Genomic DNA, 15968 nt, shown 5'->3' with positions numbered 1-15968 from the left:
GAATGTGGCCGAGGACCCGGATCGGAAAGGGGAGCGACGTGTTGTTGCAGCACCTGGACTACCTGCTGGCACTTGCCGCCGAGCGCCACTTCGGGCGGGCTGCGGCGCGCTGCCACGTGAGTCAGCCGACGCTGTCGGTGGCGATCCGTCGGCTGGAGCGCGATCTCGGCGTGGTCATCGTGCAGCGCGGGCATCGCTTCGAGGGCTTCACCGATGAGGGACGGCGGGTGGTGACCTGGGCTCAGCGCATCACCGCCGAACGCGACGAGATGCTCGCCGACCTCGAGCGGATGAGGGGACGGTTGACCGTCACCGCCCGCCTCGGCGCAATCCCGACGGCGGTGCCGGCCACTCCGTTCATCACCGCGGAGTTCCTGAGCCGAAATCCGGCCGCCTCGGTTCGGGTCGAGGCGCTGTCATCGCGGGAGATCGCCAGGCGACTGGCCGATTTCGAGATCGACGCCGGGCTGACGTATCTCGACGAAGAAGCGCCGCCGGGAACCCGCTCCGTGGAGCTCTACCGCGAACGGTACGTGTTGGTCGCCCCGGCCGACGACCCGTTGATGAACTGCGCCGAGGTGGGCTGGTCGGACGCCGCCACCAGGCAGCTGTGCGCGCTGACCACCACGATGCGGAACCGGCGCATCCTCGATGCCAACATGGCTGCCGAGGGCGCAAGCTACCGGCCGGCGGTGGAAGCCGACTCGGTCGACGCGCTGTTCGCGCACCTGACGCAGTCGCGCCGAGCCACCATCGCGGCCACTGCGTGGCTGTCCCGGCTGGGGCTGCCCGACGGGTTCGCCGCCCGGCCCATGGTCCAGCACGGTCCTCGCCCGGCGATCGGGCTGGTGGTGCTCGACCGTGTCCCGGCATCGATCGTGGCCGCCGCACTCGTCGACGTGGCGGGCGACCTCGATCTCGGCGTCCGACTCGACCGGACCTGGGACGGGCCGAACGGCGATTCCTGATCCGACGCACCCTGAACGCGCAGATGTCTGCGCGCCCGCGAGACCGATAATCGTTTCTGCTGTTGACGCTTGCGTAACAAGTTCGGCATACACCGTCCCTAGTGTGGGGCGGTCCACGTCCGCTCAGTCGAAGCGGGCATCCGCAGTGCAAAGGGAATCCATTGAGCGGTAACGCGGTACGTCTGCAGGCAATCAACAATGTCGAGGCGTACGTGCCGCCGGCGATCAGCTTCGACCCCACCGAGGCGCCTGGCGAGATTTTCGGCGCCAACGTGTTCACCCTGGCGCAGATGCGGTTGCGGTTGCCGAAGTCGGTCTACAAGTCCGTCGTCGCGACGATCGAGAAGGGCGCCAAGCTCGATCCGGCCGTCGCCGACTCCGTCGCGTCGGTCATGAAGGACTGGGCCCTGTCGCGGGGGGCCACCCACTACGCGCACGTCTTCTACCCGATGACCGGACTGACCGCCGAGAAACACGACAGCTTCCTTGAGCCCGTCTCCGACGGTCAGACGCTGGCCGAGTTCGCAGGCAAGACGCTGATCCAGGGCGAACCGGATGCCTCCAGCTTTCCGTCGGGCGGACTGCGCAGCACGTTCGAGGCGCGCGGGTACACCGGCTGGGACGTCACCAGCCCGGCCTACATCCTGGAGAACCCGAACGGCAACACGCTGTGCATCCCGACCGTGTTCGTGTCGATGACCGGTGAGGCGCTCGACTTCAAGACACCTCTGCTACGCAGTCAGCAGGCGATGGGCGCGCAAGCGGAGCGAATCCTGAAGCTGTTCGGGCACAAGGACTTCGACCACATCGTGTCGTTCTGCGGTCCGGAGCAGGAGTACTTCCTGGTGGATCGGCATTTCTTCCTGGCCCGTCCGGATCTGATCAACGCCGGCCGCACCCTGTTCGGCTCGAAACCGCCCAAGGGGCAGGAGTTCGACGACCACTACTTCGGCGCCATCCCCGAGCGGGTGCTCGGGTTCATGATGGACACCGAGCGCGAACTGTTCAAGCTGGGCATTCCGGCCAAGACCCGGCACAACGAGGTCGCTCCCGGACAGTTCGAGATCGCGCCGATGTTCGAACGGGCCAACATCGCCGCTGATCATCAGCAGCTACTCATGACCACCTTCAAGACCATCGCCAAGAAGCACGGGATGGAGTGCCTGTTCCACGAGAAGCCCTTCGCCGGGGTCAACGGGTCCGGCAAGCACGTCAACTTCTCGATGGGCAACGCGCAGTTCGGCAGCCTGCTGGTGCCCGGTGACACCCCGCACGAGAACGCCCAGTTCCTGGTGTTCTGCGCCGCGGTGATCCGCGCGGTACACAAGTTCGCCGGACTGCTGCGGCTGTCGGTGGCCTCGGCCACCAACGATCACCGGCTCGGCGCCAACGAGGCTCCGCCCGCGATCATCTCGATCTTCCTCGGCGACCAACTGGCCGACGTCTTCGAGCAGATCGCCAAGGGCGCGGCCACGTCGTCGAAGGGCAAGGGCGCGATGATCATCGGCTGCGACACCCTTCCGGTGCTGCCGACCGATCCGGGCGACCGCAACCGCACCAGCCCGTTCGCCTTCACCGGCAACCGTTTCGAGTTCCGGGCGCCAGGATCCGGGCAGACCATCAACGTGCCGATGATCATCCTGAACACGATCATGGCCGACTCGCTCGACTACATGGCCACGGTCCTCGAGAAGGCCGTCGGCGAGGGTGAGGACTTCGACCAGGCCGTGCAGAAGTTGCTCACCGAGATCATCACCGAGCACGGGGCGGTCGTCTTCAACGGGGACGGCTACTCGGACAACTGGCAGATTGAAGCAGCCGCCCGTGGTCTGCCGAACCTGAAGACCACGCTCGACGCCATTCCCGAGCTGGTCAAGCCTGAAGCCGTCGAGGTATTCGAGAAGTACGGCGTGTTCAGCGAGCGTGAACTGCACAGCCGCGTCGAGGTGCGACTCGAGCAGTACGCGTTGACGATCGCGGTCGAGGCGAAGCTGGCGTTGGAGCTGGGCACCACGGTGATCCTGCCCGCGGCCGTTCGGTACCAGACCGAGCTCGCGCACAACGTCGCGACGCTCAAGGCGGCCGGTGTGGATGCCGATACCACGCTGCTGCAGATGGTTTCGTCGCCGATCGGGGAACTCACCGCCGCGCTCGGCACGCTCAAGGCGGCGCTGTCCGACCATTCCGCAGAGTCCGCGCTGGATGAAGCCACGCACGCGCAGAAGGCGCTACTGCCGGCGATGGAGGCGGTGCGCGAGGCCGCTGACGTGTTGGAATCGGTGGTCGCCGACGACCTGTGGCCGCTGCCGACCTACCAGGAGATGTTGTACATCCTCTGAGCGGTGCCGGTCCGGATGCTCCTCTGTCGCGAGGGTGCGTGATGTTGGGTCCGCGGGCGGCGTGTCGGCTTCAGACACGCACGCTCGCGGACTGGGCGGACTGGGTGGGGTGGGGGGGGTTGAGACGCTAGGGCCGTGCGGCGAGCTGCACGTCGACGGGGAGACCGGTCTCGAGTGACTCGACGCCTGCGGCGCACACCGCGGCCGCGGCGTAGCCGTCCCATGCGGTCGGTCCCGCCGTGTAGTCGCCCGTCGTCGAACCGGTCCTGACCGCGTCGACCCAGCGCTGGATCTCGGTGTCGTAGGCGCGGCCGAACCGCTCCCGGAACCCTGGCGTGATCTGGCCGCCCCAGGTTCCCGGCGCGGATCTGCGGATCAGCCCGACGTCCAGGCCGATCATCGCGCTGCCGCGCTCACCGACCACCTCGGTGCGGACCTCGTAGGCGACGCCGGTGGTGACGAACAGTTCGACGTCGACGTGCCGGCCGGACTCCGTGCGCAGGATCGCGATCTGCGGATCGATGACCCCCTCTGGCGCAGCGGGATTCGACGACGGCTTGACGATCTGGACGCTGGCGATCTCCTCGTCGAACAGGAAGCGGGTGACGTCGACCTCGTGCACCAGCGAGTCCTTGACGATCAGCGAGCTGTCGAAGTACGACGGCACGCTGGGGTTGCGGTGCACGCAGTGCATCACCAGTGGCTGTCCCAGTTCGCCACCGTCGAGCAGGGCTTTGAGCTGGATGTACTCCTCGTCGAACCGGCGCATGAAGCCGACCTGGATCAACGCGCGGCCGAGTTCGGCTTCCCGCCGCACGATCTCCAGCGACGTGGCGACATCGGTGGTGAGAGGCTTCTCGCACATGACCGGCTTGCCGTGATCCAGGCAGGCCAGCAGCTGCTTCTCGTGTGTCGTGCCGGGCGTGGCGAGCAGCACCGCGTCGACCTCCGGGTCGGCGATCGCGTCGAGCGGGTCGGCCACCGCGCGGCAGCCGTCGATGCCCGACGCGATCTGCTCGGCCTTCTCGGTGACGTAGTCGTTGACCACCGACACCCGCGCCCCGGAGATCCGGGAGGTGATCCGGGCGACGTGGTCGGCGCCCATCACCCCGACACCGAGCACGGCCACACGTAGTTCAGACATTTCGCCCGATTTCTCAGCGATCCGACGGATTGACCAGCGGCCGTTGGACTTTCTTCCAGTCCGCATACCGCTGATAGGCCTGCTGCGTCGACTCCAGCGTCGACACCTCACTGACCGGGACGTCCCACCAGGACTGGCTGTCCGGCGCGAAGATCATCGGATCCGTCTCGACGTGGATGACCGTGGTGCGGTCACTGGCCTTGGCGACCTTGACGGCGTCCCTGAACTCGGCGGCGGTGGTGACCCGGATGACGTCGGCGCCCAGGCTGGCCGCGTTGGCCGCCAGATCGACGGGCAGCTTGTCGCCGTCGAGCCGGCCGTCCCTGCCGCGATACCGGTAACTGGTCCCGAACCGTTGGGAGCCGACCGAATCCGACAGGCCGCCGATCGAGGCGAAGCCGTGGTTCTGCACCAACACCGGGATGACTTTGACGCCTTCCTGGACAGCGGTCACCAGCTCGGTGGCCATCATCAGGTAGGAGCCGTCGCCGACCATGATGAACACGTCGCGGTCGGGGGCGGCCATCCGCACGCCGATACCGCCGGCGATCTCGTAACCCATGCAGGAGAACCCGTACTCGACGTGGTAGCCCTTGCGGTCACGCATCCGCCACAGCTTGTGCAGATCGCCGGGCATCGAACCGGCCGCGCACACCACGACGTCGCGGGGGTCCGACAACGTGTTGACCAAGCCGATCACCTGGTTCTGGTTCAGCGCCGTGCCGTCCTCGGTGCGGTACACCTCGGACACGGTGTCGTTCCACTCGGTCCTGAGTTCCTGTACCCGGCTGCGGTATTCGTCGCTGACGGAGTAGTCGTGCAGCAGGTCGGTGAGCGCCTCCAGCGCCTCCCGGGCGTCGGCGACCACACTGATGCCGCCCTGTTTGACCGAGTCCAGCGACGCCACGTTGATGTTGACGAACCGGACGTCGGGGTTGTTGAACGCGGTGCGTGAGGCGGAGGTGAAATCGCTGTAGCGGGTGCCGATTCCGATGATGACGTCGGCATCGGCGGCCAGCGCGTTGGCGGCGGTGGTGCCGGTGGAACCGACCGCGCCGACAGAGCGGGGGTCGTCGTGCAGCAGCGAACCCTTACCGGCCTGGCTCTCGCACACCGGGGTGCCGGTCCGAGCGGCCAGCGCGGCGAGGGCCTCGGTGGCGCCGGAGTAGATCACTCCGCCACCGGCGACGATCAACGGCTTGCACGCCGACCGGATCACATCGGCGGCCTTGGCGATCACCGCGCGCTCCGGCAGCGGCCGGGCGATGTGCCAGGTGCGCTCGGCGAACAGTGACACCGGCCAGTCGAACGCCTCGGCCTGTACATCCTGGGGCAGGGCCACCGTCGCCGCGCCGGTCTCGGCGGGATCGGTCAGCACCCGCATCGCCCCCAGCAGCGCCGCGGGCAGCTGCTCGGGCCGCCACACCCGGTCGAAGTAGCGCGACAGCGGCTTGAACGCATCGTTGACGGTGACGTCGCCGGACGACGGAAGTTCCAGCTCCTGCAGCACCGGCGAACTTACCCGCGTCGCGAAAGTATCTGCGGGAAGTAGCAACACCGGTAGACGGTTGATCGTCGCCAGCGCCGCACCGGTCAGCATGTTGGTCGAACCGGGGCCGACGCTGGCGGTCACCGCCCAGGCCTGGGTGCGGTCCCGCTGCCGGGCGTAGGCCACCGCGGTGTGCACCATCGCCTGCTCGTTGCGGCCCAGCACGTATCTCAGACCGGGCTCCACGCCGGCCTCGTAGGCTTCCACCTCGTCCTGCAGCAGCGCCTGGCCGATACCGGCGACGTTGCCGTGGCCGAAGATCCCGAGGCAGCCGGCGAAGAACTTGTGCCGCTCGCCGTCGTGTTCGACGTACTGGTTGGCCAGGAAGCGCACGGTGGCCTGCGCGACGGTGAGCCGCACCGTCGGCTCGGTGTCGACGAACTTCTCGGTGGACTTCGGCGCGGTGGAAACCACGGTCATTCTCCTTCGGGGGCAGAGTCCGGCACGGAAAAGGCCCTGAACGGAAGGCGGGGGTCGATCTCCTGGTGCTCCCAGCTGCCGCGCAGCCAGGTGTGGGCGGGATCGTCACAGATGAGCCAGGCTCGGGTCGGCCCCGAGCCGGCCATCACGTTCAGGTAGTACATGTGGTGGCCCGGCGCCGCGATCGACGGGCCGTGATAGCCGTGGGGGACCAGCACCACATCACCGGAGCGGACCTCCTCGAGCACCTCGATCGGGCGCTCGGGGGTGCCGTAGACGCGGTGGTAGCCGAATCCTCTGGTGCCGGCGGGGCTGTCGTCGATCTCGAAGTAGTAGATCTCTTCGAGCTGGGTCTCGACGTCGGTGTTCTCGTCGTGCTTGTGCGCCGGATAGCTCGACCAGTTGCCGCCCGGGGTGATCACCTCGCACGCGATCAGCGAGTCCGCCTCGAAAGCCGTGGCCGTGCCGAAGTTGTGCACCTGACGGCTGCAGTTGCCCGCGCCGCGCAGTTCGACGGCCACGTCGGCCGCGGCCACCCGGCGGTTCGGGAACGACGTCTTCGCGCGGGCACCGCAGATCGCGATCCTGCCGTGGCCCGACAGCGTGTAGTCCTGGCCGATGCCCAGGTACACCATGTCGGCGGGCCCGTCGAACACCGAGGCGCGCGGTGACAACTCGAATGACCGGCCGTCGCACTCGACGCTGCCGCCGCCGGCCAGCGGCAGGATCATCACCTCGTTGTCGCCGGTGGTCAGCGACACGGAGCCGGCGGCGGCGTCCGAGCTGAGGTCGACGACGTGCAGGGAGGATTCGGCCCAGCCGGCGTCCTCGGGGGTGATCGCGACGGCGAACGGGGCGTCGGCGCTGCCCGCGGGGATATAGAGCTTGGACCTCATCGGACCATCGCCACCGCGGTCGCGACGGCCGAGCTGACGTCGTCGTCCGGTGGATAGAGCAGGGTGCGGCCGACGATCAGGCCGCGCACCGACGGCAGCGACAGGGCCTTCTCCCAGCTGGCGAACGCCTCTTCGGGGTCGGTGGGGTCACCGCCGAGCAGCAGCGTCGGCATCGTGGTGGATTCCATGACCCGGTCCATCTCGGGCACCACGGGCAGCTTCATCCAGGTGTACGCCGAGGTGGAGCCCAGCCCCTGGCCGATGTGCACCGACTTGATCACCGCGTCGGGGGACAGGTCGTTGCGGACCTTGCCGTTCACCCGGGTGGACATGAACGGCTCCAGCATCGCGATCAGTCCATGGGCGGCCAGCTCGTCGACCGCCTGGGCGCAGGAGGCCATCGTGGCGACGGTGCCCGGGTCGTCGAGATCGATGCGGCACAGCATCTTTCCGCCGTTCATCCGCGCCGCGGCGGTCGAGGCCGCGGTGGCCCCCGTCATGCGGTCGTCGAGCTCGAACGACGCGCCGGCCAGTCCGCCGCGGTTGAACGACGAGAACACCACCTTGTCCTCGAGCGCGCCCAGCAGCACCAGGTCGTCGAGGATGTCCGCGGTGGCCAGCACGCCGTCGACCCCGGGATCGGCGAGAGCGGCGCGCAGCCGGTCGAGCAGGTCGATGCGACTGTTCATCGCGGTCGGTCGCGAACCCACCGAGAGCGCACCGCGAGCCGGGTGGTCGGCGGCGACGATCATCAGTCTTCCGTTGCCGCGCAACGTCGGTCGGGTGGTGCGCTGGGCCCACGCCCGTGCGACCGCACCGGGATCGCCGGCCCTGACGTCGGTGATCGAGGCGTAGTCGGTGCAGACGGCGGTATCAGACATTGACGGCCTCCGCAGCGGTCTGTTCGGCCAGCGCGGCGACTTCGGCGACGGTGGGCATGGCGGTCGAGCATTCGAGCCGGCCGGCCACGATGGCACCGGCGGCGTTGGCGTAACGCAGCGTCTTCTCCAGCGACCAGCCACGGAGCAGTCCGTGACAGAGGCTGCCGCCGAACGCATCTCCGGCGCCCAGGCCGTTGACCACGTCGACCTCGTTGGGCGGCACGGTGACCGAGGAATGCCGGGTCTTGCCGAGCACTCCGCGCGGACCCTGCTTGACGATCGCCAGCTCCACACCGAGATCGAGCAGTGCGTCGGCCGCCTTGTGCGGGTTGGATTCGCCGACCGCGATCTGGCACTCCTCGCGGTTGCCGACCACCACCGTGACGTGGGCCAGCGCCTTCTGCACCTGCTCGGTGGCCGCGGCGGGCGTGGCCCAGAACATCGGCCGGTAATCGAGGTCCAGCACGGTCAGCGGTGCCCGGTCCCGAGCGGTCCATGCGGCGAAATGCGCACTGCGGCTGGGCTCTTCGGACAGTCCGGTGACCGTGGACCAGTACAGCCGGGCCGACCGCACCGCGTCGGTGTCGATCTCGTCGGGGCTGATCTGCAGGTCGGGGGCGCTGGGCTTGCGGTAGAAGTACAGCGGGAAGTCGTCGGGCGGGAAGATCTCGCAGAACGTCACCGGCGTCGGGAACTCGCCGTGGGTGGTGACGTAGCGGTTGTCGACGTCGAGGCGGGCGAGTTCGCCGCGCACGTACCGGCCGAACGGGTCGTCGCCGACGCCGGAGATCAGTGCCGAGCGGTTACCCAGCCGGGCCGCGGCGACGGCGACGTTGGCGGCGCTGCCGCCGAGGAACTTCCCGAACGTCTCGACATCCTCCAGGCCGACGCCGGTCTGGAGGGGGTAGACGTCGACGCCGCTGCGCCCGATGGCGAGCACGTCGTATGGCTGATTGGTCATCACAGAGTCACTCCGACGGAATAGGTGTGGGTGGCTGACTAAGACTGTGCCCCGCGTCACGGCGGCATGTCAAGACTTTGTCCTGACATTCTATCTTTATCTCAATCGATGTTAGTATTCAGCTACCCCTGACCCGCCCTACCCGAGATCGGAGCGGACGTGCCGCTGACTGTGGAGCTCGACAGGTCAAGCCCGGTTCCGCTGTATTACCAGCTCGCCCAGGCGATCGAGGCGGCCATCCGGGATGGCGAACTCGCTCCCGGCGACCGCTTCGAAAATGAGCTCGCTCTGGCGAAGCGGTTGACGCTGTCGCGGCCGACAACCCGCCGTGCCATCCAGGAGCTCGTCGACAAGGGGCTGCTGGTGCGCAAGCGTGGCGTCGGCACCCAGGTGGTGCAGACTCCGGTGCATCGGAGGGTGGAGCTGACCAGCCTGTTCGACGATCTCGCCCGGGCCGGCCAGGAACCCAGCACCAAGCTGCTCAGGTACGAGGTGGGTCCGCCCGACGAGGAGACCGCGCGCGAGTTGAACCTCGCGGAGGGGCGGGAGGTGGCGTCCATCCAGCGGTTGCGAAGCGCCAACGGCGAACCGCTGGCGTTGATGACCAACCATCTGCCCGTCGAGATCGCCCCCGACGCCGACGAGCTGGAGAGCAACGGCCTCTACCAGTCGCTGCGCGCCCGCGGCGTGCACATCCGGCTGGCCCGGCAGCGCATCGGCGCGCGCAGCGCCACACGTACCGAGGCGCACCTGCTCGACGAGAAACCCAGCGCCCCGCTGCTGACCATGACCCGCACCGCGTTCGACGACTCCGGTGCCGCCGTCGAGTTCGGCAACCACTGCTACCGCGCGTCGCGCTACTACTTCGACACCACGCTCGTCGACCGCTGAGACTCCCCGCCGAAACCGCATTCCACGCGCCAAAATTCGAGTGGCGGGCGCATGGAATGCAATTTCGGCGCTGGTCCGGCTTGGCGCTGGTCCGGTCAGGTGAACGCGGCGCGGAACGCGGCCAGCGCGGCCTCGCTCCCGGCGGTCCCGGCGCCGGCGGCCCAGGCCTCCATGCCGACGGTGCCGGTGTAACCGATGTCGCGCAGCGCCGCGGCGATCGCGGCGTAGTTGATCTCCCCGGTGCCCGGCTCGCAGCGGCCGGGCACGTCGGCGACCTGGACCTCGCCGATCGCGTCGGAGCAGCGGTGCACCAGCTCGATCAGGTTCCCCTCGCCGATCTGGGCGTGATACAGGTCGAGCATCATCTTCACGTTCGGGTGGCCCACGCCCTCGACCAGCGCGAGCGTGTCCTTGGCCCGGGCCAGCGGCACTCCGGGGTGGTCGACGATCGTGTTCAGGTTCTCGACGCAGAACGTCACCCCCGCCGCGGCGCCCAGCTCGCCGAGTCGCTCCAGTGTGCGGGCGGCGGTCAGCCACATCCGCCCGGTACTGCGCTGCCGGGCCCGGGCGGCCTGACCGTCGACGAGCTCGGCGGTATGCAGGTTCAGCCGCGTGACGCCGAGTGTCTCGGCCGCTTTGATGCTCAACTCGGCCGTGCGCACCACCTCGCCGCAGGTCGCGGGGTCGATCAGGTCGCCGTGCAGGTATCCGGTCATCGACGTGAAGACCGCGCCGGTGGCCGCCAGTGCCGCCAGGTCCTTGTCGTGCCAGCTCCAGATCTCGACCGCGAAGCCGAGGTCGTCGATGCGTCTGACGCGGTCCAGGATCGGCATGTCCTGGAAGACCATCTCCGAGCACACCGCCAGCTGGAAGCTCACCGGAGTGCTCCTTCCAGCACGACCGGCAGCTGCCGTTCTACCGATTCTCTTGCGACCAGGGCGATTTCGAGGGTGGTGCGGGCGTCGACCCCGGTGGCCGACTGCCCGGCACCGATAAGCCCGAAGGACAACAGGGAAGACATGTGTCGAACTCCGAATCTGAGCGGTGACTAGAACGTTCTAGTAACGCTAGGGGGCGGACGGGATCTCGTCAACGGTGGGGCTGGAACGTTCTAGGGTGAACCCGTGCAACGGAGGCCGACGCTCGCGGACGTGGCTGAACGGGCCGGAGTGTCGCGTGCTCTGGTCTCCATCGTGATGCGCGACGCGCCAGGTGCCAGTGAGAGCACCCGGGAGCGGGTCAGGTGTGCGGCCGAGGAGATCGGGTACCGGCCCGACCCGCAGGCCCGCCGCCTACGGCAGCGCCGCACCAGGCTTGTCGGCCTGACCTTCTCGGCGCACCAGGAGTTCCACGCCGATCTGGTCGACGGCATCTACGTCGCCGCCGAAGCGCTCGGCTACGACGTCGTGCTCAGCGCGGTGACGCCGCACCGCGACGAGGAGCGGGCGGTGCGCACGTTGCTCGATGACCGGTGTGAAGGCCTGCTCATGGTCGGGCCGCAACTGTCTGCCCGCGCACTCGGCGAGCTGGCTGCCCGCCTGCCGCTGGTCGTGCTGGCGCGACGGGTGCGCGGAGTCGATGCGGTGCGCAGCGACGATGTGGCGGGCGCGGTGGCCGGGGTGGAGCACCTGGTCGGGCTCGGACACCGCCGGATCCTGTACCTGGACGGCGGCACTGCGCCCGGCGCCGCGGAGCGGCGGCGCGGCTACCGTCGCGCAGCAAAAGCGGCGGGCCTGCTGGAACTCGTCGCCGCCGGCGGGCTCACCGAACGTGACGGGGCCGCAGCTGCCACGGTGATGATCGCGGCGGGGGAGTTACCCGACGCGGTCTTCGCTTTCAACGACCGGTGCGCGCTCGGGGTGATGGACGTGCTCATCCGATCGGGAATCTCTGTGCCGCAGGATGTTTCGGTGATCGGATTCGACGACAGCCCGTTGGCCGGGCTCGCGCACATCCAGCTCACCACCATCCGCCAGGACAGTGCAGGCTTGGCCGCAGTCGCCGTGGAGCGCCTCGTGGCCCGCCTGGACGGCCTCGTGCCGGGCGCTGCGACGGCGGATCTGGTGCGGGATCCGACGCTGGTGGTGCGCGGGTCGACCGCCCCGCCGCGGTCCTGAGCTGCCCCGACCTCCCCAGCAAATGACTTGCAGTCCTAATGTCAGGACAAAGTCTTGACTTTCCGCTGTGAGGCGTATTACATCACCTATGAGGCGTGTTGCCCGGCACAACCCGAAAGGGATGACGACGGCGTCGCGGCAGTCCGAGGACAAGGAGAAACTGTGATGGGCGCTCGCGCGAAGAGCAGAAGACACCAGGCGTTCAAGCGGCTCGCAGCGATCGCGGGGGCAGGTGTTCTCGCGTTCGGCATCGCGTCGTGCTCCTCCACCGGCGGAGCCCCCCAGCAATCGGGTGAGGGCGGCGGCGGTGGCACCGTGGACACGCCCCGCAAGACGATCGCGATGATCACCCATGAGGTGCCGGGTGACTCGTTCTGGGATCTGGTCCGCAAGGGCGCCGAGACGGCGGCCAAGAAGGACAACATCGAGCTGCGCTACTCCAACGACCCAGAGGCGCCCAACCAGGCCAACCTGGTCCAGTCGGCGATCGACAGCGGTGTCGACGGTATCGCGATCACGCTGGCCAAGCCGGATGCCGTGCAGGCGGCGGTGAAAGCCGCTGAGGCCAAGGGTATCCCGGTGGTCGCCTTCAACGCGGGGATGGACTCCTGGAAGGCCATGGGCGTCAAGGAGTATTTCGGTCAGGACGGCCGCATCGCCGGCCAGGGCGTCGGTGACCGGCTCCGCAGCGAGAACGCCACCAAGGCCATCTGCGTGATCCAGGAGCAGGGCCACGTCGACCTCGAGGCCCGCTGCGCCGGCGTCAAGGAGACGTTCCCCGCCACCGAGATCCTCAACGTCAACGGCAAGGACATGCCGTCCGTGGAGTCCACCATCACCGCCAAGCTGCAACAGGATCCGGCGATCGACTACATCGTCACCCTGGGCGCCCCGTTCGCGCTGACCGCGGTGCAGTCGGCCGGCAACGCAGGCAGCACCGCCAAGATCGGCACGTTCGACACCAACGCCGCACTGGTGGAGGAGATTCAAAAGGGTGGCGTGCAGTGGGCCGTCGACCAGCAGCCCTATCTGCAGGGCTACCTCGCCGTCGACTCGCTGTGGCTCTACCTGACCAACGGCAACGTCATCGGCGGCGGACAGCCGACCCTGACGGGTCCGGCGTTCATCGACAAGTCGAACATCGATGCGGTCGCTGAATACGCCAAGGGCGGGACGCGCTGATGAGCGCTTGCGCGAAGAAGAGAGCGCGCCTGATGAGCGCTTGCGCGAAGGAGGGAATGTCATGACGACGCAGGAAGCTCTCGACGTCTCCGCCCACAAGGTGGTCCGAGACGAACGGGTCAAGGAACGGAACCGGCTGCAGCGCATCCTGATCCGGCCCGAGATGGGCGCAGGCATCGGCGCGATCGGCATCTTCGTGTTCTTCCTGCTGGTGGCGGCCCCGTTCCGTGAGGCCTCGTCGCTGGCCACCGTGCTCTACGCCAGCTCCACCATCGGCATCATGGCCTGCGGTGTCGCGGTGCTGATGATCGGCGGCGAGTTCGACCTGTCGGCCGGTGTGGCCGTGACGTTCAGCTCGCTGGCAGCCTCGATGCTCGCCTACAACCTGCACCTGAACCTGTGGGTGGGCGCGCTGCTGGCGCTGATCCTGGCGCTGGCCGTCGGGTTCTTCAACGGCTATCTCGTGATGAAGACCAAGATCCCGAGCTTCCTGATCACGCTGAGCACGTTCTTCATGCTCGCCGGCATCAACCTGGCGGTCACCAAGCTGGTCGCCGGTCAGGTCGCCACGCAGAGCGTCAGCGACATGCAGGGCTGGGAATCGGCGCAGAAGGTGTTCGCCTCGTCGTTCACGCTGTTCGGGGTCAGCATCCGGATCACCGTCGTGTGGTGGCTGGTGTTCACCGCCGTGGCGACCTGGGTGTTGTTCAAGACCCGGATCGGCAACTGGATCTTCGCAGTCGGCGGCGACGCCGACAGTGCTCGCGCCGTTGGTGTTCCCGTCACCAAGGTCAAGATCGGGTTGTTCATGTTCGTCGGGTTCTGCGCGTGGTTCGTCGGCATGCACCTGCTGTTCAATTTCAACACCGTGCAGTCCGGCCAGGGCATCGGCAACGAGTTCTTCTACATCATCGCCGCGGTGATCGGTGGCTGCCTGCTGACGGGTGGTTACGGCACGGCGATCGGTGCGGCCATCGGTGCGTTCATCTTCGGCATGACCAACCAGGGCATCGTGTATGCGGGTTGGGACCCCGACTGGTTCAAGTTCTTCCTGGGCGCGATGCTGCTCTTCGCGGTGATCGCCAACAACGCCTTCCGCAACTACGCAGCGAAGAAGTGATTCGATGACCATCTCTGTCGAAAAGCCGAGCAACGACGCGCAAGCCGGCGGCAAGGTGCCGCTGGTCGAGCTGCGGGACATCGGCAAGTCCTACGGCAACATCACCGCGCTTCAAGGCATCAGCCTGCGTGTTCACCCCGGCGAGGTCACCGGCATTCTCGGTGACAACGGCGCGGGGAAATCCACGCTGATCAAGATCATCGCCGGGCTGCACCAGCAGACCGACGGTGAGCTTCTGGTCGACGGGGAGCCGATCAAGTTCAGTTCGCCGGCGGAGGCCCTGAGCAAGGGCATCGCGACCGTGTACCAGAACCTGGCCGTCGTGCCGTTGATGCCGGTGTGGCGCAACTTCTTTCTCGGCCAGGAGCTGCGCAAGAAGTCGTTCCCGTGGTCGTTGGACGCCAACGCGATGCGGGCGACCACGCTGACGGAGCTGTCCAAGATGGGTATCGACCTGCCCGACGTGGACGTGCCGATCGGTTCGCTCTCGGGTGGCCAGAAGCAGTGCGTGGCGATCGCGCGCGCGGTGTTCTTCGGCGCCCGGGTGCTGATCCTCGACGAGCCGACGGCGGCGCTGGGTGTCAAACAGTCCGGTGTGGTGCTGAAGTACATCACCGCCGCCAAGGAGGCCGGCTTCGGCGTCGTGTTCATCACGCACAACCCGCATCACGCGCACCTGGTCGGCGACCACTTCGTGCTGCTCAACCGCGGTAGTCAGAAGCTGGACTGCAGCTACGACGACCTCACGCTGGAGCACCTCACCCAGCAGATGGCCGGTGGTGACGAGCTGGAGGCGCTGTCCCATGAGCTGCGGGGAGCCAAGAACTGAGGCACACCGGTCAGCGCACGTCCAGCACCGCCTTGCCGGCGACCTTCCGGTTCAGTAGCGCCTCGGCGGCAGCGGTCACGTTGTCCCAGGAGTCGCGCAGCCCGATCTGCGGGTCCAGTCCACCGTCGGCGAGCAGCTGCACCAGATAGCGCATGTCGGCGTCGAGGGGAAACCGAACGTTGAACGGCGCCAGCTGCTTCCGGGTGTACCGGCGTCGCTCGGCCTCGAAGTCGATGGTGGTCGGCTGACCCGAGGCCATCCCGATCGACAGCAGTGAACCGCCGTCCCCGAGCAGGCTGAACGCCTGAGCCAACAGCGGACCGCCGACGTTGTCGAGCACCCCGAACAGCGGTTCGGTGACGTCGTCGAGCCCGACCACCACCTCGTCGGCGCCGAGTTCGCGCAGCCCGGCGCCCCGTGCGGGGCTGCCGACCGCGGCCACGACGTGGGCACCGGCCCGCGCCGCGAGTTGCACCGCGAATCTGCCCACTCCACCGGACGCGCCGGTGATCAGGACACGTCGGCCGACCACCGGGCCGAGTTCCCGGATCGCCTGCAGCGCCGTCACTCCGGCCACCGGAAGCGCGGCAGCGGCGGCGAAGTCGACCGACTCGGGCAGTACGGCGAGGTTTCCCGTCGCGGCGACGCGCTGCCGCGCCCAGCCGCCGGCC

14 protein-coding genes are annotated in these 15968 nt (G+C 67.9%); 7 read left to right on the top strand and 7 right to left on the bottom strand.

Annotated features, from left to right (window positions below; all coding sequences use genetic code 11):
• Positions 1–2 precede the first annotated feature (2 nt).
• Positions 3–968 (top strand): LysR family transcriptional regulator, encoded by a 966-nt coding sequence (locus MVA01S_RS02885; RefSeq protein ID WP_003928376.1) that lies wholly within the window; start codon positions 3–5, stop codon positions 966–968.
• Between the two features lie 161 nt (positions 969–1129).
• Entirely contained in the window at positions 1130–3307 is a 2178-nt protein-coding gene (locus tag MVA01S_RS02880; protein WP_003928377.1) for a glutamine synthetase III family protein, read from the top strand.
• Between the two features lie 127 nt (positions 3308–3434).
• Here MVA01S_RS02880 and MVA01S_RS02875 read toward each other — a convergent pair whose 3' ends face one another.
• The 5 genes from MVA01S_RS02875 to iolC are packed head-to-tail and all read right to left on the bottom strand — an operon-like array spanning position 3435 to position 9158.
• Positions 3435–4451: a Gfo/Idh/MocA family protein gene (locus tag MVA01S_RS02875; protein WP_040539723.1), complete on the bottom strand. Its 1017-nt coding sequence runs from the start codon at positions 4449–4451 to the stop codon at positions 3435–3437.
• Between the two features lie 13 nt (positions 4452–4464).
• A complete protein-coding gene (gene iolD / locus MVA01S_RS02870) occupies positions 4465–6414 on the bottom strand; it encodes a 3D-(3,5/4)-trihydroxycyclohexane-1,2-dione acylhydrolase (decyclizing) (protein ID WP_003928379.1) in 1950 nt (649 codons plus the stop codon).
• A 2-nt stretch (positions 6415–6416) separates the two neighbouring features.
• Entirely contained in the window at positions 6417–7316 is a 900-nt protein-coding gene (gene iolB / locus MVA01S_RS02865; RefSeq protein WP_003928380.1) for a 5-deoxy-glucuronate isomerase, read from the bottom strand.
• Positions 7313–8197 carry a Cgl0159 family (beta/alpha)8-fold protein gene (locus MVA01S_RS02860; RefSeq protein ID WP_003928381.1) on the bottom strand — a complete coding sequence of 295 codons (885 nt, stop codon included), beginning with the start codon at positions 8195–8197 and terminating at the stop codon, positions 7313–7315. Before MVA01S_RS02860 ends, iolB begins: the two co-directional genes overlap by 4 nt.
• Entirely contained in the window at positions 8190–9158 is a 969-nt protein-coding gene (iolC, locus tag MVA01S_RS02855; RefSeq protein ID WP_003928382.1) for a 5-dehydro-2-deoxygluconokinase, read from the bottom strand. The genes MVA01S_RS02860 and iolC overlap by 8 nt, the downstream gene beginning before the upstream one ends.
• Positions 9159–9317: 159 nt before the next feature.
• On the opposite strand from iolC, the gene MVA01S_RS02850 reads away from it, so the two are divergent.
• Entirely contained in the window at positions 9318–10049 is a 732-nt protein-coding gene (locus tag MVA01S_RS02850) for a GntR family transcriptional regulator (RefSeq protein WP_040539725.1), read from the top strand.
• Positions 10050–10144: 95 nt separating this feature from the next.
• Here MVA01S_RS02850 and MVA01S_RS02845 read toward each other — a convergent pair whose 3' ends face one another.
• On the bottom strand, positions 10145–10927 hold the full coding sequence (locus MVA01S_RS02845; RefSeq protein WP_003928384.1) for a TIM barrel protein: 783 nt from the start codon (positions 10925–10927) through the stop codon (positions 10145–10147).
• A gap of 273 nt (positions 10928–11200) precedes the next feature.
• On the opposite strand from MVA01S_RS02845, the gene MVA01S_RS02840 reads away from it, so the two are divergent.
• The 4 genes from MVA01S_RS02840 (at position 11201) to MVA01S_RS02825 (ending at position 15297) form a co-directional block, all read left to right on the top strand.
• Entirely contained in the window at positions 11201–12166 is a 966-nt protein-coding gene (locus tag MVA01S_RS02840) for a LacI family DNA-binding transcriptional regulator (protein ID WP_237024189.1), read from the top strand.
• Between the two features lie 165 nt (positions 12167–12331).
• Positions 12332–13348 carry a substrate-binding domain-containing protein gene (locus tag MVA01S_RS02835; protein WP_003928386.1) on the top strand — a complete coding sequence of 339 codons (1017 nt, stop codon included), beginning with the start codon at positions 12332–12334 and terminating at the stop codon, positions 13346–13348.
• A 61-nt stretch (positions 13349–13409) separates the two neighbouring features.
• Positions 13410–14468: an ABC transporter permease gene (locus tag MVA01S_RS02830; RefSeq protein ID WP_003928387.1), complete on the top strand. Its 1059-nt coding sequence runs from the start codon at positions 13410–13412 to the stop codon at positions 14466–14468.
• A 4-nt stretch (positions 14469–14472) separates the two neighbouring features.
• Positions 14473–15297, top strand: coding sequence for an ATP-binding cassette domain-containing protein (locus MVA01S_RS02825; RefSeq protein ID WP_003928388.1), 825 nt, complete (start codon positions 14473–14475; stop codon positions 15295–15297).
• A 10-nt stretch (positions 15298–15307) separates the two neighbouring features.
• Here the strand turns inward: MVA01S_RS02825 and MVA01S_RS02820 are convergent.
• Positions 15308–15968, bottom strand: a 661-nt coding sequence (locus MVA01S_RS02820; protein WP_060941538.1) for a zinc-binding dehydrogenase, incomplete at its 5' end; no start/stop codon positions are given.

It is taken from the genome of Mycolicibacterium vaccae NBRC 14118 = CIP 105934 (assembly GCF_001552715.1).
GTDB classification, from domain to species: Bacteria; Actinomycetota; Actinomycetes; order Mycobacteriales; family Mycobacteriaceae; genus Mycobacterium; species Mycobacterium vaccae.
The sequence above is the reverse complement of the archived record's forward strand: the minus strand, read 5'-3'. Positions and strand labels throughout refer to the sequence as shown.